Consider the following 19,665-nt stretch of genomic DNA (forward strand, 5'->3'; position numbering starts at 1 on the left):
AGAGACCGTGTCCGACGTCCCCGGATGGTGGATCTACCAGGGCAGCCGCACGCCGCACGACGGGCTGGACCGCCAGCTGCCCCCGCCGCCGCCGTGGCGCAAGTTCGACCGCGAAGCCGCGCCGGTCGCCCCACACGTGCCCGGCAACGCCATGGAAGCGGCCATCGGCGACAGCTACCGGGCCGACCCGGAGACGATCGACCTGGTCAACGCCGCGCTCTACCTACGCCGGCCGCTCCTGGTCACCGGCCAGCCCGGCACCGGCAAGTCCACCCTGGCCACGGCGATCGCGCACGAGCTGAAGCTGGGCAAGGTCCTGCGGTGGAATATCACCAGCCGGACGACCCGGCAGGACGGCCTCTACCAGTACGACCCGATGGCCCGGCTGCACGCGGCCAGCCGCGGGGCGAGCGGCGACGACGAGGAGGTCGGCCAGTACGTCCGGCTCGGGCCGCTCGGCACGGCTCTGCTGCCCGGCGCCCGGCCCCGGGTGCTCCTGATCGACGAGATGGACAAGAGCGACCTCGACCTGCCGAACGACCTGCTCACGGTCTTCGAGGAGGGCGCCTTCGAGATCCCGGAGCTCGTCCGCCAGGCCGACCGGTACGCCGACGCACGGGTCATGACGGCGGACAGCAGTGAGCGGGTCGTCGTCCACAAAGGTGAGATCCGCTGCCGGGACTTTCCGGTCGTCGTCATGACCAGCAACGACGAGCGCGAGTTTCCGCCCGCGTTCCTGCGCCGCTGCGTGCCGGTGCGCCTCGAGCAGCCGGACGGTCACAAGCTCACCGAGATCGTCAACGCGCACCTGGGCGACGACCTGGCGCAGCGCAGCGCAGACCTGATCGACCAGTTTCTGAGCCGGGACGCCGTCGCGACCGACCAGCTCCTCAATGCCATCTACCTGACGAACCATGCGGCTCGGATGGGTCCCATCAACAGGCGCAAGCTCGCCGGAAAGATGATGGAACCCCTCACGCGACGACCCGATGACAGTTGAGCGCCTCGCCGACCTGATATCTCAGCTCGGCGCTGAGCCGTCGGCGAGCGACCTCGCGGAAACGCTCTGGCTGGCGTGCCACCTCGCCGAGGCGCCGCCACGCCGAGCCGCCGCTCCCCCGCCCGCATCGCCGCCGCCCGAGCCGGCACCATCGCCACCGCCCACACGGCGGCCGGCCACACCCCTTCCGCGGGTCCCACCTCCGCCGCCGCCCGAGCCGGCGCGCACCGGACTGTTCAGCCCGCCGGACGAACCAACCGGCGAGGTGGAGTCGCGCGAGATCCCGGTACCCGAGGCCGCCGCGCTGCCCGACCGGCTCGGCCTACAGCGAGCGCTGCGACCGCTGAAGCGCCGGGTGGCGGTCGGGCCCCCGACCCTCCTCGACGAGGAGCGGACCGCGCGGAACATCGCCGACCAGGGCTGGCCTGTGACAACGTGGGCGCCCAGCCGGGTCCCGCCGCTCGAACGGTGGCTGGACGCGGCGGTCGTCGTCGACGTGACCGACTCCATGGCGATCTGGCGGCGGCTCGCCCAAGGGGTCGGCGACGCACTCGCGGAGTCCGGCATCTTCCGCAACGTCTCCCGGTGGTACCTCGACGCCGCCGACCAGGGCTGGAGAGCCGTACTGTCCAGCGCGCGCGGGGTACCGCACAACCCGCGCGAGCTTGTCGACGCCACGGGACGGCGGGCCATCTTCGTGCTCAGCGACGGTGTACATCCGATGTGGCACCGGGGCGGAGCTACCGCCGTGCTGGACCTGTGGGCGCGGCACGGCCCGGTCGCGCTCCTCCAGCCGCTGCCGGAACGCCTGTGGTTCCGCACCAGCATGCGCACCGTCGCGGGCGAGCTGCGCGCCGCACGCCCCGGCTCGCCCAACACCCAGCTGCGGCTGGAGCCGTACGGCGGCCAGGAAACCCCGGACGAGAGCATGGTGCCCGTACCGGTGCTGGAGATCTCCGCGCCCTGGCTGCGGCGGTGGGCACGGGTGGTCGGTGGCGCGGTGGCACCCGCGGCGGTCACGTACGTCGGCAGCCGGACCGCGAGCAGCGGCCGTACGGCGGCACGGTCGTCGGCGACGGCGGCGCAGCGGGTACGTCACTTCCGGGCCGCGGCCTCACCGGAGGCGTTCCGGCTCGCCGGGTACATCGCCATGACCTCGCCGAGCCTGCCAGTGATCCAGCACGTCCACCGCGCGATGTTCTCGCCTGTGGAGCGGGCCCACCTGGCCGAGGTGCTCCTCAGCGGTCTGCTCTACGCGGTCGACGCACGAGCGGGGCGGTACGCGTTCGTGGACGGCGTGGAGGACCTCCTGCTCGACACGCTCACCCGTACCGAGACGATCCAGATCGGCCGCCTCCTGGAGCGGGTGTCGGCGAGCGTCGAGGCGCGGATCGACGTCGCGGCCGAGCACTTCACGGCGCTGACGCCCGGTCCCGGAGGGCAGCGGCTGGATCCGGAGAGCCAGCCGTTCGCGACCATCTCGCCGCACGGCAAGCAACGGCTGCTGCGGGCGGTACGGGCGCACCGGCCGCCCACACAGCTCACGCCGGCGACCGGCGGGACGTCCTCCAACGGTCGGCAGGGGAAGACCGAGGCGCCGCGGCCCGACCACCCACCACAGGTCGCCGACCTGCTCAGCCCGGCTGCTCGTACCGTCCGCTTCACCGGGCGCGAGCGGGAGCTGCTAACCCTCGAGGCATGGTGCGCCGGGGAAACGCCGAGCCTGCTGCTCGCGGGCGGCGCCGGTACCGGCAAGACCCGGCTCGCTCTGGAGCTGGCCGCCCGGATGGGCGCCGCCGGATGGGTAACCCACTTCGTCGAGGGTGACGCCGACCCCGCCGCCGGCTGGCCGCCGCAGTCGGGGCGCGCCACGCTGCTCGTCCTGGACCGGGCCGACGCCCACCCGGACGCGGTCGCCGCCCTGCTGGCGCGCCCGCCGGCCGGGGCGGGACCGCAGCGCCTGATGCTCGTCAGCCGGTCGACCGGCGTGTGGTGGCGGGACGCGCAGCAGCGCGACCGGCACGGATGGCTGCGCGGCGCCAACGTACAGGAGCTGGGCCCTCTCGCGTCCAACCCGGCGAGCCGGCGGGAGGCGTTCACGGGGCGGCACAGGACCTCGCCGCCGCCCTGGACGCGATGGCGGACACAGTGGAGGGTCCGGGGCCGGGTGGCTGGGGAGCGGTCGCCGCCGCCATCACGCCACCCGGCCTCGTCGAGCCCCGCTTCGGCCAGCCGCTGGACCTCCAGATGATGGCTCTGGCGCTGCTGGTCCGCCGCTCCCCGGCAGCGGCGCCAGGAGGATCGAGGCGGCGGTGCTGGGATCGCTCTTTGGTCGCGAGCGCCGGTACTGGGAGCGGACCGCCGTCGCGGCACAGATCTCCTACACATCGCCGGCGGTCCTGGACGAGGCCGTGGCGGTAGCCGCCCTCTACGGGGCGAAAGCCGCCGAGGAGGCGCACAACGTTATCCGCCGCCTGATGCACCTCGACGGGCGTGACGGCGGTATCGCCCGGCGGCTGTCCGGCTGGCTGCGCGAGCAGTACCCCGGCGGGTCCAACCGCTACTGGGGCAGGCTGGCTCCCGTCGCGCTCCGCGAACGGATCGTGGTGAACGCCGTCGCGGTCAACCCGACCATGGTCAGCGCCATCCTGCCGCACGTGACGACCGACCAGGCCCGCCGCGCCCTCCCGCTCCTGGTCCGCGCCTGCGCCCGGCACCCGGACCTCGCGGCGCCACTCTGGACGGCGGCGCTCCACACGCAACAGCTCATCACGCTGCTGCTGGACACGATGGCGGCGACGCCGTCCGGGGTGCCGGACGCGCTGACCGACGAGATCCGCGCCGCCCTGATCAGGCCGCAGACCCCGGTCGACACGGCCCGGTTCATCGCCGACCGCATCCGCGACCAGTCGGGCCTTTTCGCCGGGCAGGGCCCAGCCGTGGCAGGGCAGCTCGTCAACGGCTACCGCCGGCTGGCCGCCGATCGGCGTGAGTACCGTCCCGCGCTGGCCGAGGCGCTGCGCCACCTCGTCGCGAGCCAGGTTGCCGAGGACCAGTACAGCGCCGCGCTCGACACGGTCAGCGAGGAGGTCGACCTGCGCCGCGCGCTGGCGGAGGCGGCCCCGGCCGACGCGACGGAGGTGTTCGAAGGGCTGAACGCGGCGCTGTTCACACAGGCTGACCTGCTGGACCGGGAGGGCCGGCCGGTGCACGCGCTCGCCGCCGTGGCGGCCGCGGTCGACGGGTACGAGAGGCTCGGCGCGGCGAACGACAGCGGGTTGCGGGAGCGGTTCGCCGCGGCCCTGTCGCTGCACGGCCGCCTCCTCGACGAGACCGGCCGCCCGGAGGAGGCGCTCACCTCGACGGCGGCGGCCGCCGCGCAGTACCGGCTGCTCGCGGAGGACGAGCCGGAGCGCCACCTCGGGTCGCTCGCGTCCGCCCTCACCGAGCTCTCGTCGCTGTATCGCGGCCTTGGCCAGCACCGGCCCGCGCTGGAGGCCAGCACGGAGGCCGTCGACCTGCTCCGGCGTAGGGGGGACCCGGACGGCTTCGAGCTGGCCGCGGCCCTCCAGCGCCAGGCGACGGACCTCGGTGACCAGGGCTCGCACCAGGCGGCGCTGGACCGGATCGCCGAAGCGATCGGCATCTACGAGCGCGCGTCCACGGACCAGTCCCTCGCCGGTATGGCCGCCGCCTACCACGCGCGGGCGACGCATCTCAGCGATCTCGACCGTGCCGACGAGGCACTCGACGCGCTCGACGACGCCGTGACCGCCTACCGCGTGCTCGCGGCCCGCTCGCCGGCCGAATATCGGGAGGTGCTCGCCATCGCGCTGACCCACCAGGCCGCGCAGCTCGACGACCTGGGACGCCGCCACGACGCGGTGAACGACCTGGCCGCCGCGACCGACATCTACCAGTCCGTGGTGACGGAAAACCCGCTGGACCTCGCGGCGCAGCGCCGATTGGGTGCCTACAAGATCGAGCTGGGACGCATGTGGGCCGCCCTCGGCGACACGCAACGCGCCGCCCGCCTCCACCGCGACGGCGAGCTGCTCATCCAGCACGCCACAGAGACCGAGGAGTCCGGCGGCACGGCGACCGGCTAGAGCTCTTTGACGGTCGAGATGAATATAATTCCCCGGTCCGCGCCAGTCGCAGACCGTATGCTCCCGCGGGCACCGCGCAGGTCGGCGGCTCGCTGGCGCTCGCCGAAATCCCCGACCCGCGCTGCCAGGTCCGCGCTTCAAGCCCAACCCGACTCGGGCTGGCGCATACGAGAGATCGTGGTATCCAACTGCCTCTCCAGAGCCTGTCGCAAAATTGCCCAACTACAGCGTGTGTCGAGAAAAACACGGCTGTGTCCGCCGCTGGCCGCCGAACGGCGGCCGGCGAGGGTCAACGAGACCCTCATTTCAAGCGAATCTGGCGATTCTGCGACAGGCTCTCCAGGGGCAACTAAGTACCACGATCTGCCAGACAGCGGGCCGCCGTAGCGTCGATCAAGGCAAACCGAGCGCCCTTGGGCGTGCCTCTGCTGTGGATGGCCCCCGCCCAACCGCCGAGCTAGGTCAAAGGTTGGGCTTGGAGCGCGGACCCGGCAGCGAAGGTCGTGGTCGGCCGACCTGGGGTGAGCTTGCCCCACCGCGAAGGGCGAGGCCGCGGAAGCGACGGTCCGGACCACCACGGACATCGCGGTAGCTCGATTCCTAGGCGGCCGATCGATGCCGTGGCCGCGGATTTCCTTGATCGACGCAAGCAGCACGGTGTCGCGTCGCGTCCGTGGCGAGAAGTTACCCTTCCAGGGGCGATTCTTCGCCACGGACAAGCAGAGCACCCACCGACCAAGGGAAACAAGCGGTCAGATTTGCCAGCTCTATGCATCGCGCGCCAGGTGGGCCTAGGCCTCACTGCCGGCCCGGGGTTTGGTCGTGTACCGCGGAGGGTGAGGCCGCGGGAGCGACGGTCCGGACCACGACGGACGTCGCGGTAGCCCAAATCTTTCACCAGGCGACAAGCCCGCACCCACCACTGTAGACGGACCCCGATCGCCCTGCATCCAAAGCTTTTCAGAAGGGCCAGACGTCTTCCGCCCACTGGTCCACGCTTCGCAGCCCGTCGAAGAGGTCGGCGGCGGCGCCCGTGGCGACGGCGAGTGCCACCACCGCGGTGGCCAGGCCGACGAAGACCACGAGCACAAGAAGCCGGGCCGCTAGGTACGCCGGCGGCAGCGGCTCCGAGCCGGCGTCGTCGTCCGGCTCGCTCACAGCGCGACGCCTTCCCGGGCGAGCAGCCAGCGTAGCGGCGCCGCCACCTCGCTCTCGTCGGTCGTGGCGGCCCGGCCGAGGAAGTACCGGACCGTGCGGAAGTCCCGCTCGGCGGAGAGCACCAGGTTGTCGAGCCCCTGGGCCCGCAGCCAGTCCCGTATCGACCGGGAGTTTGGCTCCAGGTCCTGGCCGGCCGGGAGCATCGCCACAAGGTCGCCCTTGGTCAGCACGAACGCCAGGCGCTGACCGCCTGTTTCTACACCACGCCGCTGAAGCGCGGTCACCAGCGCCTGGTACGAGTCCTCCGGGTCGTGGCTCGCGATCCGGTCTCCCGTGGTCAGATGTCCGGGCGCGGTCGCATGCTGTGCGCGTACCTGCGTGATCGAGCACGCGTCGAGGACGAAGAGCAGGCCAGCGGCCACGTCGAAGTAGTGATAGCGGCTGTTCCGCGCCGGATCGACGAGGGCGGCGCCCGGCGCGTCGAAGATGTGCACGAGCGTGGGCCGCCGCCAGCGTTTGATCCGGAGCGTTGTCGCGCGGGCCGAGCCGACTCCCGGGGTGCCGCCGTTTCCGGTCACATGGTCGACCGTCGCGCCGCCCTTCGACATCGTGAGGTCGCGCACCGCGGCCTCGACGAGTCGTGTCTTGCCCGCGCCGGCGGCACCGAACACGCCGATCCGCAGCTCGGTGGCCCAACCCGCGCCGTCCGGCAGCGGAGCGTCGCACTTGGGACAGCGCGCCCTGAGGGTACGGCCGGCGCGGATCCGGCTCGCGGGCAGCCGCGTGTCACAGCCGCAGCGCCGGTACACGACGCCCAACCGGCCCGGCCGCAGGTCGCGGTGCCGGTCGGACTGCCTGGGCAGCGTGGCGTCGTGCTCGTTCGGGCATTGGTACACGGGCAGCTCGGCGGGGAAGAAGCAGTGGGCGCAACAGGGGGTGCTGCGCTTCGCCCACCGCCACCACCGCTCCGCGGCCCGCTGGACGGCGATCGCCAGCCAGCCCAGCGCCCAGGCGAACGCTGTGACGAACGCGCCGCCGGCCAGCAGCAGGACCAGGGCGAACAACCCACCTAGCGTCAGCCCGACCAGAAAACCGCCGGGAATGGCGAGCACCGGCAGGCCGAGGAGCGCGACAAGCGGCCGGTCCACATGGTCTGCACCGCCGTCGCGAGACCGGTAGACGAGCTGGTGCGGCAGCCGCAGTGGCGGTATCCGCCGCCATGCCGCGCGCCACAGCCAGAGGGTGTCCCCGTTGGCGCGGTTCATGATGGCGAACAGGTCCAGCCACACCTGGTGGACGAAGTACTGCGGCCAGGCGAAGTCGTGCAGGTCGCGGCGGGACTGGCCGGGACGGGGGCCGAGATACCCGTCCGCCGGTCGTTGCAGCGGCGAGGACGCGTGGCTGGCCAGCACCAACCAGGCATGAAATGTGACCAGCAACAGTCCGGCGGCGAGGCCGAAGACGAACGCCCATCCGGTGTAGGGGATCGCGATGAGGAACGTCAGGAAGAGGTAGAGGACGCAGAACGCGATGAAGGCGAGCGCGAATAGGGCCCCTTGCATCAGCGCAGGGGCCTCGGGACCAGGCGCCGCCAGCCGCGCGCCCGCCGGGTGTTGCGGACCAGTTCCCGCCACAGGGCCATCCACTGTGGACCCAGCAGGTCGACCTGGGCCTTCGCCTCCTCCAGGCGCCCGTCCGAACAGCGCGCCACCCAGGTGGTGACCACGGCGCGCAGCTCCTCCCGGGACCGATCGTCCACCTCCTTCGCCATGTCGGGGCCGATCTGGCGTGGATGGATCAGCACGAACGCGATGACGACGTGCGGAATCTGCGGGTTCTTCCGCAACTTCGGATAGAGCTGCTGCGCGAACCGGCCGGTCAGTATCGGTGCGGCGCTCAGCACCGCATACGCGGCGGCGGCCACGCTGGTCTCCAGCAACCGCTCGATGGTCGGCTCCGCGCGCGCCGCGATGGCATCCATGCCGATCCGGGGCATGGTCAGCGTGATTTCCACGTAGTCAGGATTCTGCCGGGCGAGCTCGTTCAACACCCAGTCGAGACCCAGCCCGCCGACAAGCATGTGCTCCATGTTCGTCTCGGGCACCCACAGCCGGCGCCCGGTGAGCAGCCGCGCGACCGCCATGTCCTCGTCGCCGGGGCGCATCCCGTCCAGCAGCCGGCGGCCCAACGAGGCGAACACCATGCTGTCCAGCGCCAGACCGGGCGGGGCCAGCTCGGCCAGCACCTCCGCCTCCGGCAACGTGGGCGGCGTGCTCAGCCAGAGCCCAGCCGCAGCACGGTGCAGCGCGGCGGCGACGTCAGGGGCGCGCATCGCCGACTCCAGGCACTCGCGGACGAGCTCGAGCCGGTATGGCACCGCCAGATGCCGCATCGCGGCCGAGACGGCGGCCGCGTCAAGGCTGTTTTCGACCCGCATCGGATGGCGCAGCAGCACCTGCCACCAGGTGTCGCCCAGCTCGTGCACACGCTCCGGGTCGGCGGCCAGCCGGCGTTCGAGCTCGCCCCGGAGCAGCCCTTCGATCTCCGCCCGGCAGGGCCAGAGCTCCGACCGGTAGCCACGCTCGGGGTGCTCGGCCCAGTCCGCCACGAAGCGCCGGACGGCCGGCTCCACGGCGGCCACCGGTACGGGCAACCCGAAGCGCCCGGCCACGCGCAGTACCGCCTCGAACTCCGCCGCGCGGGCCGACCGCAGGGCCTCGGCGATCTTGTCGGCGGCCTCCTTCGCCTCCGGCGCCCCCAGCCGCCGGCAAGCGGCGGCGGGATCCTGCCAGACCCCACCCCGCCGGTGGTGCGCGCCAACTCCAGCTCCGCGGCGAGCAGCGAGAGCCGTACCCGCGCCGCCTGCTCGGTGAACCCGCCGCGGCGGGTCGCCTCGTCGAGCACGAAGAGCGTCGCCGGCGGCCAGTCGGCCGCGGTCTCCACGAAGAGGTCGAGCATCGGTCCGCCGTACACGCCGACGAGCGACTGCGGCCCGTCGCGCAGCCACGAGGCGACGACCTGCGCGCCCGCGCGGGTCGGCTTGCGCCGCAGCACCGCGGTCACCGCCACCGTCGCCGCCGCCTCGTCGGGCAGCCGGGTCGCCGCCGTGACCTCCACGGCGTCGACCACGTCGTACGGGTCTTCGGCGAGGAAGAGGGCCACCCAGCGGCGCGCGGGCGCGGTGGAGTCCACCTCGCTCCAGACGTGCCGCACGAGATCGAACACCGTGTACCCGTGATCGTTGTCGACCGCCGCCTCGGAGACGCCCCAGTCCGGGTGCACGGCGAGCACCTGCTGGTCGGCGTAGGCCGGGTTCGCGGTAAAGATTTTGAAGCCGACCCTGAGCGCGGACCGCTGCGGCATCAGCAGCGTCGCAGCGGTGAGCCAGCGGAGCACGAGGACGGGATCGCGGGCCACGAAGAGTATCCGCCGCGCCTTCGCCTTGCCCGATGCCAGCCGCTGGAGCGCGGACAGCAGCGCGCGGAGCAGGTCGGCGCCCTTGTCCTGGGACCGTACGAACTCCTGCGCCCGCACCGCGTCGAACGGGCCCGGCTCCCACCCGGCATCAAGGGTCGGGCAGGTGGTGCTCTCCGCCGGCTGGGTACGCCAGAACGGTGCCTGGAACATCTGTGCCGGGCGGACCAGCCCGTACGCGGCCGGCTCGCGGGTGACGATCGAATGGGTGAGCTGGTTTCCCTCCCGGCTGCCGTTGGTCTCCTTGCCGAGGTAGACGCCGGCCGAGGTGGCGAACACTCCTTTGTGGATGTGGGCGAGGGAGGGCGGGTAGTCCTCGACCGGGCGGCGCTCCCGCATCCAGCGGCCGGGCGGCTCGTAGAGCAGGCTCTTGCGGACGATGTCCATGGACTCGCCGTCGACGCCGGGCGACCGTGCCTGGAACTGGAAGCCGGCGGTGCCCTGAAGCCCTTGTCCGGGCCGGCAGTCGGTGTAGATGAGGGTCTCGAACTGGCCTGTCACCGGGGGTCCTTCGTCGGCACGACGCCGAACTTGGCCAGCAGCCAGACAAGTGGCTCGTCGACCCGGAAGGGCTGGACACCGTGCTCGTCCTCAAGAGTGGCGGTGTCGTAGTTCGGCGGGGCGCCGAGGGCGGAGACGAAGAAGTAGCGAAAGTCCTCGTAGCTGTACTTCAGGTGGATGTCGATGTCGTCGCCACGCCAGTTGCTGAGCAGCTCGCCAACCCGCTTGTGCGTATCCTGGCCGAGCCGCTCGTCGTAGTACGGCGTCGCCTCCGGCGGCTGGCGCAGCGGGTGGTCGCTGCCGAGCGCGCTGAAGAACGCGTCCATCTTGGCGAGCACCACAGCCACCGGGATCTTGATCCGCCCGCCGCCCGGGATGCCGTGGGCGGACCGCAGATTTTCCGTCACGCGGTGCACAACGTCCACGGTCGACTCCTGGGACATGATCGCCGACCCGGGCAGGTTGAGGCGGTCCCGCGCGGCAGGCAGCATGAACGGGTCGAGCAGCACGATGAGCGCGTCCGCGGCCCCGATGTACTCCAGGTCGTGGGTACTGGGCTGGCTGCTCAACGTCTCACCGGCCGTGTCGTAGAACGACAGGAAGCTCGTCCGGTACGTAGGCTTGCGGGCGAACCTGGGGTGCTCCCTACGCCACTGGAAGACCAGCGGTAGACGGTGTCCGTTCTCCGCTGGCGGTGTGGTGGGGAAGAGCTGCCGCTCGGTGAAGAGTCGCTCGACGTTCTGGTCGAGCCACTGCCTTGGCGACTGGGAGCCGGCCTGACTGTCACCGCTCATGCGCACGTCGGCCTCGAACCGCCGGCGCAGCCCCGCGTTGAGCTCGCGCGCCAGCACGGTCAGGTAGACCGTCTTGCCCGTGCCCTTGGCGCCGACCATCGCGATCAGCCGGCTGTTACCGCCGAAATTCGCCGAGAGCGGGGTGTGGCAGTGCGGGCAGGCGCGCACACCCGTCTCGCCCCCGCAGTCGGGGCACTCGGCCTTGCGCTGGTGGTAAAGCTGCTGCCCGCGCGGCGGCGGGAACACCGGAAGCATCGGCTCCGAGAACCCGGTCGCGTGGGCCCGGACCGCGTCGTGCTCGGGCTTGCATCTATCTCCGTTCCGGCCGCCCTTGCCCAGGCATTGGAAAGCGAGCTCGGAACTTCTCACGCGCTTGTAGCAGAACGGGCAGCCCGGAGTATGCATCAGGTCACCTTCATCGTCTCGACCGGAGGGTCGGTCAATGTGTGCGGAAGGTCCGTCGTGACAAAGCATCGCAGCCAGTACGGGCGCTGGCGATGCACCTCCTGCGGTATCACCACCTCGATCACCCGCGGCTCGCCAGCGGTGAGCGCCAGCGCGGTGAACGAGCCGACCACGGACCCGTCTTCCGCCGTCTCGGGCCGGTCGCGGCCCGCCGCCACAACGACGAGGTCGAGAGCTGGACAGTCCACGTCGGACTCGATCGAGACCGTGAAGTGGCGGGGACGCCACCGGGGCTGGACCGGGCGACCGTGTAGCCGATCCGAGCCGGGCGGGGATCGAGCGCCACCGCGCGGACCGGCGAGATCACCTCTGCACCCGCCACGAGGCTGATCGCCGAAACCCGCGCCACACCGCCGGCGCGATCCACCGGCAGCCGCAGGCCGTAGTCCTCCGTGTACTCGGTGCGGCTGATCCGGTGGCTCGCCGCGATGCCGTCCGCCGATGTCCACTCCACCTCGGCGAGCGTGGCGTCCTCCGGCCAGACCCAGGTCAGGAAGGCCCGGTCGCCGAGCCACTCGACCTCGAGCTGGCGGACCGGCTCGGCGACGCCATGCCCTACGAGACGCCCGACCGTCGCCCGCCCGTCCACTATCAGGAACGGCACGTAGACGTGGTAGCCAGCCGGCAGCTCCGCCTCCAGCGTGGACCGTCCACCGGCGAGGCCCGCGACGCCGGACAGCTCGGACCCGAATCTCTCGATCTCATCCGCGCCGACCACGGTGCCGCTGCTCCACGGCGGCGACTCGGTCGACCACCGCACCCGCACCTCGCCGCCGGTCACGGTCAGCCATGAGCACCGGACCCGGCAATGCCGTCCGCTGGCCGACACGAGGCCGATCGCCAGCTCGACGACGCCGGTGGGTACGGCAGTGTCCGGCGTGGACGGTTCAGCCTCGGGTGCCCGCCGGGGACGTACGGTACGACCGCGTGCCGGCGCTGGGGCCCTCGTCGCGATCCGGCGGTCCAGCTGGGCTCGGACGATGTCCCGTGCCTCGGCACGCCACCGCTCCGCCAACGGCTGTGCCTCGATTGGCGGGCTTGTCGGTGCCTTGCGCGGCGTAGGTGGCCCCGGCCGGTGAGTCGGTGGTGCCTCGGGCCGGCCCGCGGCGGTGCCAGGGCGTGCCTGCTCCCGCCACCAGGCCGGATCGTGCATCGCCTCACCGGCTGTGCGCTGAAGCTGCTCGTCGGCGGCGAGCAGGAGCCGGCAGACCTGCGCCCGGCTGTCCGGCCCGCTCGCACGGCGGCGCCAGTACGCGCGCACAGTGGACAGATGCGCGGCGATCTGGGCCGAGCCGAGACCGGGCTCCATGGCGTATCGGGCCCAGAGGTCACCGGCCGGAAGTCGCCCGTGCGCGCCCCGCAGGGCTGTAATCACGTCCCGGTCGTACCGAGCCGCGTCAAACGCCATGGCGTCAGGCGCGAACGGGACCGGCGGCCGCTGACGGCGAGGGGGACGTCAGTGCACTATTCATGACGGACTCCGGAGGGGCCGATGTGGTGGTGCTTGTGGCACGCACACCATCACACCCGCACGATCCAGCGCAAGCAAATGTCCATTCACTGACGGTTACCCGGCTGGAACCGTCCTGAATGGCGGGCGGACGACCGCTCAGACGTTGAAGCCGAGCGCCCTCAGCTGGTCCCGGCCCTCGTCCGTGATCTTGTCCGGGCCCCACGGCGGGAGCCAGACCCAGTTGATGCGGAAGTCCTTGACGAGGCCGCCGCCCGGGCCACCGGTCAGCGCGGAGCGGGTCTGGTCCTCGATCACGTCGGTCAGCGGGCAGGCCGCGGACGTCAGGGTCATGTCGAGGGTGGCGACGTTTTCGTCGTCGATGTGGATGCCATACACCAAACCGAGGTCGACCACGTTGATCCCCAGCTCGGGGTCGACGACGTCCTTCATCGCTTCTTCGACGTCGGCGACCGCGCTGCTTGTCACGTCGCTCATGCCTTAACCTCCGAACCGGACGGGGAAGCCCCCGCCACACCGGCGCGCACCGCCGCGTCCTTGAACGCCATCCACGGTAACAACGCACACTTCACGCGGGCCGGGTAGCGGGCGACGCCGGCGAAGGCGATGCCATCCCCCAGAAGCTCCTCGTCGGGCGTGACCTGGCCACGGCCGCCCATCAGCTCGACGAAGCCGTCCATGATTTCGAACGCGTGCCCGGCATCCTGGCCGCGCAGCAGCTCGTGCAGCACGCTCGCCGAGGCCTGGCTGATCGAGCAGCCCATGCCGTCGTACGAGATGTCGGAGAGCACATCACCCTCGGCCTTCACCCGGATGGTGACTTCGTCCCGCAGGTGGGGTTGACGTGGTGCGCCTCGCCCGAGAAAGGCTCCCGCAGGCCGCGGCCGTGCGGGTGCTTGTAGTGGTCCAGGATGATCTCCTGGTACAACTGCTCGAACTCCATCAGCCGAAAACCTTCCGCACCTGATCGAGGCCGCGCACGAGCGCGTCGACCTCGCCAGGGGTCGTGTAGAGGTAGAACGATGCCCGGGTCATCGCCGGCACCCCGTACCGCACGCAGAGCGGGCGGGCGCAGTGGTGGCCAACCCTCACCTCAACGCCGAATGAGTCGAGGATCTGCCCGACGTCGTGGGGATGAATCCCGTCGAGCGCGAACGAAATCGTGCCGCCCCGGCCCACCGGCGTCGTGGGGCCGAAGATGCGCAGGCCGGGCACGGTGGTGAGGGCGTCCAGGGCGTACGCCGCCAGCTCCTTCTCGTGCCAGCGGATGGCCTCCATACCGATGCCGGTGAGGTAGTCGACAGCGGCACCCAGCCCCACGGCCTCGGCGATCGGCGGGGTACCCGCCTCGAACCGGGCCGGCGGCGCGGCGAACGTCGACCTCTCCATCGAGACCGTCTCGATCATCGAACCACCGCCGAGCACGGGCGGCATCTGCTCCAGCAGCTCGTACCGCCCCCACAGCACGCCGATGCCGGTCGGCCCGCACATCTTGTGCCCGGTGAACGCCAGGAAGTCGGCGTCGAGGTCGGCCACGTCGACCGGGATGTGCGGCGCGGCCTGGGACGCGTCGAGCAGTACCAGCGCGCCGACCTCGTGCGCCCGGGTGGTGATGGCCGAGGTGGGGTTGATGGTGCCGAGCACGTTGGAGACCAGCGCGTACGACACGAGCTTGGTGCGCTCGTTGACCAGCTCGTCGAGGTTTTCCAGGTCGAGGCGGCCGGCGTCGGTCACCCGGAACCACCGCAGCGTCGCGCCGGTGCGCTCGCAGAGCAGCTGCCACGGAACGATGTTGGAGTGGTGCTCCATCTCGGTGATGACGATCTCGTCGCCGGGGCCGAGCGCGAGGCGCGAACCGGCCGGCGAGTTCGAGATCGCGTACGCCACCAGGTTGATCGCCTCGGTGGCGTTCTTGACGAAGACGATCTCCTCGGGGCGGGCGGCGTTGACGAAGCGGGCGACCTTGTCGCGGGCCCCCTCGTACGCCTCCGTCGCCTCGGTGCCCACCTGGTGCACCGAGCGGGCCACGTTGCCGTTGTGCCGCTCGAAGTGCTCCCGCATCGCGTCGATTACCTGGCGCGGCTTCTGCGACGTGTTGCCGCTGTCCAGGTACACCATCGGGTGGCCGTTGACCTCCCGACCCAGGATCGGGAAGTCGGCACGCACCTTCTCCACGTCGAAGCGCGGCACGTCGCCGTACTGCGGCATGCCCTCCGGGATCGTGATCGTCGTCATCGGTTAACCCCTCAGGCGGTGGCCGGTCCGGCCCCTGCCAGGTAACGCTCATAGCCTTCGGCTTCGAGCTTTTCGGCGAGCTCCGGGCCGCCCTCCTCGACGATCCGCCCGGCCACGAAGACGTGGACGAAGTCGGGCTGGATGTACCGGAGGATGCGGGTGTAGTGGGTGATCAGCAGCAAGCCGGTCTCGCCGGTGGCGCGGACCCGGTTGACGCCCTCGCTCACCACGCGCAGCGCGTCGATGTCGAGGCCGGAGTCGGTCTCGTCGAGCACCGCCACCTTCGGCTTGAGCAGCTCCAGCTGGACGATCTCGTGGCGCTTCTTCTCACCGCCGGAGAAGCCCTCGTTGACGTTGCGCTGGGCGAACGCCGGGTCCATCTGGAGCCGCTCCATCGCGCCGCGCAGCTCGCCGGCCCAGGTGCGCAGCTTCGGCGCCTCGCCGTCGACCGCGGTCTTGGCGGTGCGCAGGAAGTTGGCCACCGAGACGCCCGGGACCTCCACCGGGTACTGCATCGCGAGGAAGAGCCCGGCGCGGGCCCGCTCGTCGACGGTCATGGACAGTACGTCGGCGCCGTCGAGCGTGACCGAGCCGTTGGTGACCTCGTACTTGGGGTGGCCGGCGATCGAGTACGCCAGCGTGGACTTGCCCGAGCCATTCGGCCCCATGATCGCGTGCGTCTCGCCCGCCCGCACGGTCAGGTTGACCCCGGCGAGGATCGGCTTGAGCTCACCCTCGGGCAGCTTGACCGACACCTGTAGGTCGCGGATCTCCAAGGTGCTCATGACGGCTGTACTCCATTGCTAGGCGTGAGCGAAATGTAGACGTCGCCGTCGCGGACCTCGACGGGGAAGACCGGTACGGGCTCGGTGGCCGGCAGGCCGGTGGGCTCGCCGGTACGCAGGTCGAAGCGGGAGCCGTGCAGCCAGCACTCGAGCGTGCAGCCGTCGACCTCGCCCTCCGACAGCGGCACCTCGGCGTGCGAGCACACGTCGTGTACCGCGTAGAAGTTGTCGTCCTCCGCGTGCACCACGGCGATCTCGGTGCCGTCGACGTCGGCGCTCAGGACGGTGCCCTTGGGGATGTCGTCCGCGGAGCAGACCCGGATCATGCGCCCGCCTTCGCCAACCGGTCCTCGATCGACGCGCCGAGCCGCTCGCGCAGCTCCTCGACCGGGATCTTGTTGATCAGCTCCGCGAAGAAGCCGCGCACGACGAGCTTGCGCGCCTCGCCCTCCGGGATACCCGGGCCATCAGGTAAAAGAGCTGCTCGTCATCGAAGCGGCCGGTCGCGCTCGCGTGGCCGGCGCCGGCGACCTCGCCGGTCTCGATCTCCAGATTGGGTACGGAGTCGGCCCGCGCGCCGTCGGTGAGGACGAGGTTGCGATTGATCTCGTACGTATCGGTGCCGGTCGCCTGGACCTGGATCAGCACGTCGCCGACCCACACGGTGTGCGCGCCCTCGCCCTGGAGCGCCCCTCGGTACCCCACGTAGCTGCGGCAGTCGGGCACGCTGTGATCGACAAGCTGGCGGTGCTCGAGGTGCTGGCCCGCGGGAGCCCGCTTGCGGGATCCGCCGGCAGCTCAGTCGCGAAGTACAGCCCGTAGAGCTCGGCCTCGCCGCCCCGCCCGGTGTACTCGACGCTGGTGAACTGCCGCACCAGGTCGCCGCCGAGCGTCACCTGGATGTGCGTGACGCGCGCGTCGCGGCCCAGCCGGAAGCGGATGTGCTGCGCCTGCACCGCGTCGGCCGCCCAGTCGGCGAGCGTGACGAGCGTGAGCTTGGCGCCGTCGGCGACCGCGACCTCGACGTTGTCGGCGAGCGTGACCGAACCGGTCTGCTCCAGCACGATCGTGGCCTCGGCGAACCGCCCGACCTCCAGGAACGTGTGCCCGAAGCTCGGCGTCTCCGCGCCGGTGCCGGCCAGCGTGAGCACCGCCGCCTGCTCCAGCACCGTCTCGGGCTCCACCGAGATCAGCGACGCTGCCGCGCTGCGGCCATACGCCAAGGCGCTGATCCGGTCGAACGGCGTGAGCACGCTGCCCACCCGAGGGTCACTCTTGTCCAGGGCGGACACTGCGACGCCGGCCGGCAGCTCGCGGTACCCGATGGTGGGAGCGGAACCACCGACCAGCTCGCCGGTCAGGCCGCGGAGGCGCTTGAGTGGCGTGAAGCGCCACTCCTCCTCGAGACCGGTGAGATTGGGAAAGTCGGCGACATCATACGACCGCAGCGCCTGGGACTTCGTCTTGGGAGGCGGTGCGGCGAGGGTGTCGGTCATTTAACCGACGGCTCCTTCCATCTGAAGTTCGATGAGGCGGTTGAGCTCCAGCGCGTACTCCATCGGGAGCTCCTTGGCGATCGGCTCGATGAAGCCGCGCACGATCATCGCCATCGCCTCGTCCTCGCTCAGGCCCCGGCTCATCAGGTAGAAGAGCTGGTCCTCGCTGACCTTGGAGACGGTCGCCTCGTGGCCCATCGCGACGTCGTCCTCGCGGATGTCCACGTACGGGTACGTGTCGGACCGCGAGATCGTGTCGACGAGCAGCGCGTCGCACTTCACCGTGCTCTTGCTGTGGTGCGAGCCCTCGAGCACCTGGACCAGGCCCCGGTACGAGGTGCGGCCGCCGCCCCGCGCGATCGACTTGCTGATGATGGTGGAGGAAGTGTTGGGCGCCGCGTGCACCATCTTGGCGCCGGCGTCCTGGTGCTGACCCTCGCCGGCCATCGCGACCGAGAGCACCTCGCCCTTGGCGTGGTCGCCGGTCATGTACACGGCGGGGTACTTCATCGTGACCTTGGAGCCGATGTTGCCGTCGATCCACTCCATGGTCGCGCCCTCGTGCGCCACCGCGCGCTTGGTGACCAGGTTGTAGACGTTGTTCGACCAGTTCTGGATCGTCGTGTACCGGCAGCGCGCGTTCTTCTTGACCACGATCTCGACGACCGCGCTGTGCAGCGAGTCGGAGGAGTAGATCGGCGCGGTGCAGCCCTCGACGTAGTGCACATACGCACCCTCGTCGACGATGATCAGCGTCCGCTCGAACTGGCCCATGTTTTCCGTGTTGATCCGGAAGTAGGCCTGGAGCGGGATCTCCACCTGCACGCCCTTCGGCACGTAGATGAACGAGCCACCGGACCACACAGAGGTGTTCAGCGCGGCGAACTTGTTGTCGCCGACCGGGATCACCGTGCCGAAGTACTCCTTGAAGAGGTCCTCGTGCTCCTTGAGCGCGGTGTCGGTGTCGAGGAAGACGACGCCCTGCTCCTCAAGGTCCTCGCGGATCTTGTGGTAGACCACCTCGGACTCGTACTGCGCGGCGACACCGGCCACGAGGCGCTGCTTCTCCGCCTCGGGGATGCCCAGCTTGTCGTACGTGTTCTTGATGTCGGCGGGCAGGTCGTCCCAGGTCGCGGCCTGCTTCTCGGTCGAACGCACGAAGTACTTGATGTTGTCGAAGTCGATGCCGGTGAGGTCGGCACCCCAGGCGGGCATCGGCTTGCGGCCGAACAGCCGCAGGCCCTTGAGCCGCAGGTCGAGCATCCACTCCGGCTCGTTCTTCTTCGCCGAGATGTCGCGGACGACCGCCTCGTTGAGACCCGCTGGGCGGCGGAACCGGCGACGTCTGAGTCGGCCCAGCCGTACTCGTAGTTGCCGAGGACGGCAAGCTGCTCCGCTTGGGTCATCTGCTCGGTCATCTATTCGGTCCTCACCGTGGTTGGTTGGGCCGGGATGTGCGTGGTGCACACCCCATCCCCGTGCGCGATGGTGGCTAGGCGCTGCACGTGGCTGCCGATCAGGCGGGAGATCACCGCGGTCTCGGCCTCGCACAGCTGGGGGAACTCGGCGGCCACGTGCGCCACCGGGCAGTGGTGCTGGCAGAGCTGGCCGCCGGACGCGATCGTCGACGCGTTGGCAGCGTAGCCCTCGGCGGTCAGGGCCGCGGCGAGCGCCTCCGACCGCGCGAGCGGGTCGTCACCGGCCCCTCCAGCGCGGCCTGGCAGCGCGCCTCCAGCCCGGAGACCTGCTCGGCGGCGAACTCCGCCACCGCGGCCGCCCCGGCGTTACGGGAGATCCAACGCAGTGCGGCGGTGGCGATGCCGTCGTAGAAGTGGGTGCCGCAGTCCTGCTTGCCGGCGTCGGTCAGCACGAACACTCGGGCGGGCCGCCCACGGCCCCGCTGGCCCTGGACCGGGCGCTCACGCGAGACCACGACGCCGTCGGCCACCATGGCGTCGAGATGCTTGCGGATCGCGGCGGAGCCGAGCCCCAGCTCGGCGCCGAGCTCGGCGGCGGTGGCGGAGCCGTGCGCCAGCAGCAGCCGGGCGACGCGGTCACGGGTGCGCCCGTCGACCGCGGCCGGCTGCTCAGGGAGCGCCGCCGCGTTTTTCACAACGCCCACGTTACGTATTTCGCGTACCGCCCGCAAACCCGGGTTTGAGTGATCCACCCCACCG

The 19,665-nt window shown here is 70.9% G+C and carries 12 protein-coding genes and 5 pseudogenes; 3 read left to right on the forward strand and 14 right to left on the reverse strand.

What is annotated here, in order from left to right:
* The first annotated feature begins 7 nt into the window (after positions 1–7).
* The 3 genes from Pflav_RS23335 to Pflav_RS23345 all read left to right on the forward strand — a co-directional run bounded on the left by Pflav_RS23335 (position 8) and on the right by Pflav_RS23345 (position 5,109).
* Positions 8–1,000, forward strand: coding sequence for an AAA family ATPase (locus tag Pflav_RS23335; RefSeq protein WP_173038191.1), 993 nt, complete (start codon positions 8–10; stop codon positions 998–1,000).
* Complete coding sequence (locus tag Pflav_RS23340; protein ID WP_173038193.1) at positions 990–3,251, forward strand: ATP-binding protein; 2,262 nt, start codon at positions 990–992, stop codon at positions 3,249–3,251. Before Pflav_RS23335 ends, Pflav_RS23340 begins: the two co-directional genes overlap by 11 nt.
* A gap of 61 nt (positions 3,252–3,312) precedes the next feature.
* Positions 3,313–5,109 carry a tetratricopeptide repeat protein gene (locus Pflav_RS23345; RefSeq protein WP_173038199.1) on the forward strand — a complete coding sequence of 599 codons (1,797 nt, stop codon included), beginning with the start codon at positions 3,313–3,315 and terminating at the stop codon, positions 5,107–5,109.
* Positions 5,110–6,069: 960 nt separating this feature from the next.
* On the opposite strand, the gene Pflav_RS23350 is transcribed toward Pflav_RS23345, so the two are convergent.
* The 14 genes and pseudogenes from Pflav_RS23350 to Pflav_RS23415 all read right to left on the reverse strand — a co-directional run bounded on the left by Pflav_RS23350 (position 6,070) and on the right by Pflav_RS23415 (position 19,601).
* Positions 6,070–6,267, reverse strand: a complete 198-nt coding sequence (locus Pflav_RS23350; RefSeq protein WP_173038201.1) for a hypothetical protein — start codon at positions 6,265–6,267, stop codon at positions 6,070–6,072.
* Positions 6,264–7,829, reverse strand: a complete 1,566-nt coding sequence (locus Pflav_RS23355) for a P-loop NTPase family protein (RefSeq protein WP_173038203.1) — start codon at positions 7,827–7,829, stop codon at positions 6,264–6,266. Before Pflav_RS23355 ends, Pflav_RS23350 begins: the two co-directional genes overlap by 4 nt.
* Positions 7,829–8,938 (reverse strand): GTPase-associated protein 1-related protein, encoded by a 1,110-nt coding sequence (locus Pflav_RS48065; RefSeq protein ID WP_415624331.1) that lies wholly within the window; start codon positions 8,936–8,938, stop codon positions 7,829–7,831. The genes Pflav_RS23355 and Pflav_RS48065 overlap by 1 nt, the downstream gene beginning before the upstream one ends.
* An 80-nt stretch (positions 8,939–9,018) precedes the next feature.
* Positions 9,019–10,242 (reverse strand): annotated as a pseudogene (locus Pflav_RS48070) (GTPase-associated protein 1-related protein); the annotation flags it as partial.
* Positions 10,239–11,291, reverse strand: coding sequence for a TRAFAC clade GTPase domain-containing protein (locus tag Pflav_RS23370; RefSeq protein ID WP_197938714.1), 1,053 nt, complete (start codon positions 11,289–11,291; stop codon positions 10,239–10,241). The gene Pflav_RS23370 and the pseudogene Pflav_RS48070, both read right to left, overlap by 4 nt.
* Before the next feature lie 271 nt (positions 11,292–11,562).
* Positions 11,563–12,909 carry a hypothetical protein gene (locus Pflav_RS23375; RefSeq protein WP_173038210.1) on the reverse strand — a complete coding sequence of 449 codons (1,347 nt, stop codon included), beginning with the start codon at positions 12,907–12,909 and terminating at the stop codon, positions 11,563–11,565.
* Positions 12,910–13,110: 201 nt separating this feature from the next.
* Positions 13,111–13,431: pseudogene (locus Pflav_RS23380) on the reverse strand (metal-sulfur cluster assembly factor); the annotation flags it as partial.
* 14 nt (positions 13,432–13,445) lie between these two features.
* Positions 13,446–13,915: pseudogene (gene sufU / locus Pflav_RS23385) on the reverse strand (Fe-S cluster assembly sulfur transfer protein SufU).
* Complete coding sequence (locus Pflav_RS23390; protein ID WP_173038212.1) at positions 13,915–15,207, reverse strand: cysteine desulfurase; 1,293 nt, start codon at positions 15,205–15,207, stop codon at positions 13,915–13,917. The pseudogene sufU and the gene Pflav_RS23390 overlap by 1 nt, the downstream one beginning before the upstream one ends.
* A gap of 11 nt (positions 15,208–15,218) precedes the next feature.
* On the reverse strand, positions 15,219–15,992 hold the full coding sequence (sufC, locus tag Pflav_RS23395; protein WP_173038214.1) for a Fe-S cluster assembly ATPase SufC: 774 nt from the start codon (positions 15,990–15,992) through the stop codon (positions 15,219–15,221).
* The gene (locus Pflav_RS23400; protein ID WP_173038216.1) at positions 15,989–16,318 is read right to left on the reverse strand and encodes a non-heme iron oxygenase ferredoxin subunit; all 330 of its coding nucleotides are present in this window, start codon (positions 16,316–16,318) and stop codon (positions 15,989–15,991) included. The genes sufC and Pflav_RS23400 overlap by 4 nt, the downstream gene beginning before the upstream one ends.
* Positions 16,315–17,488: pseudogene (gene sufD, locus Pflav_RS23405) on the reverse strand (Fe-S cluster assembly protein SufD). The gene Pflav_RS23400 and the pseudogene sufD overlap by 4 nt, the downstream one beginning before the upstream one ends.
* Positions 17,489–18,955 (reverse strand): Fe-S cluster assembly protein SufB, encoded by a 1,467-nt coding sequence (sufB, locus tag Pflav_RS23410; protein ID WP_415624332.1) that lies wholly within the window; start codon positions 18,953–18,955, stop codon positions 17,489–17,491.
* Positions 18,907–19,601, reverse strand: a pseudogene (locus Pflav_RS23415) (helix-turn-helix transcriptional regulator). Before Pflav_RS23415 ends, sufB begins: the two are co-directional and overlap by 49 nt.
* Positions 19,602–19,665 lie beyond the last annotated feature (64 nt).

It is taken from the genome of Phytohabitans flavus, from assembly GCF_011764545.1.
GTDB classification, from domain to species: Bacteria; Actinomycetota; Actinomycetes; order Mycobacteriales; family Micromonosporaceae; genus Phytohabitans; species Phytohabitans flavus.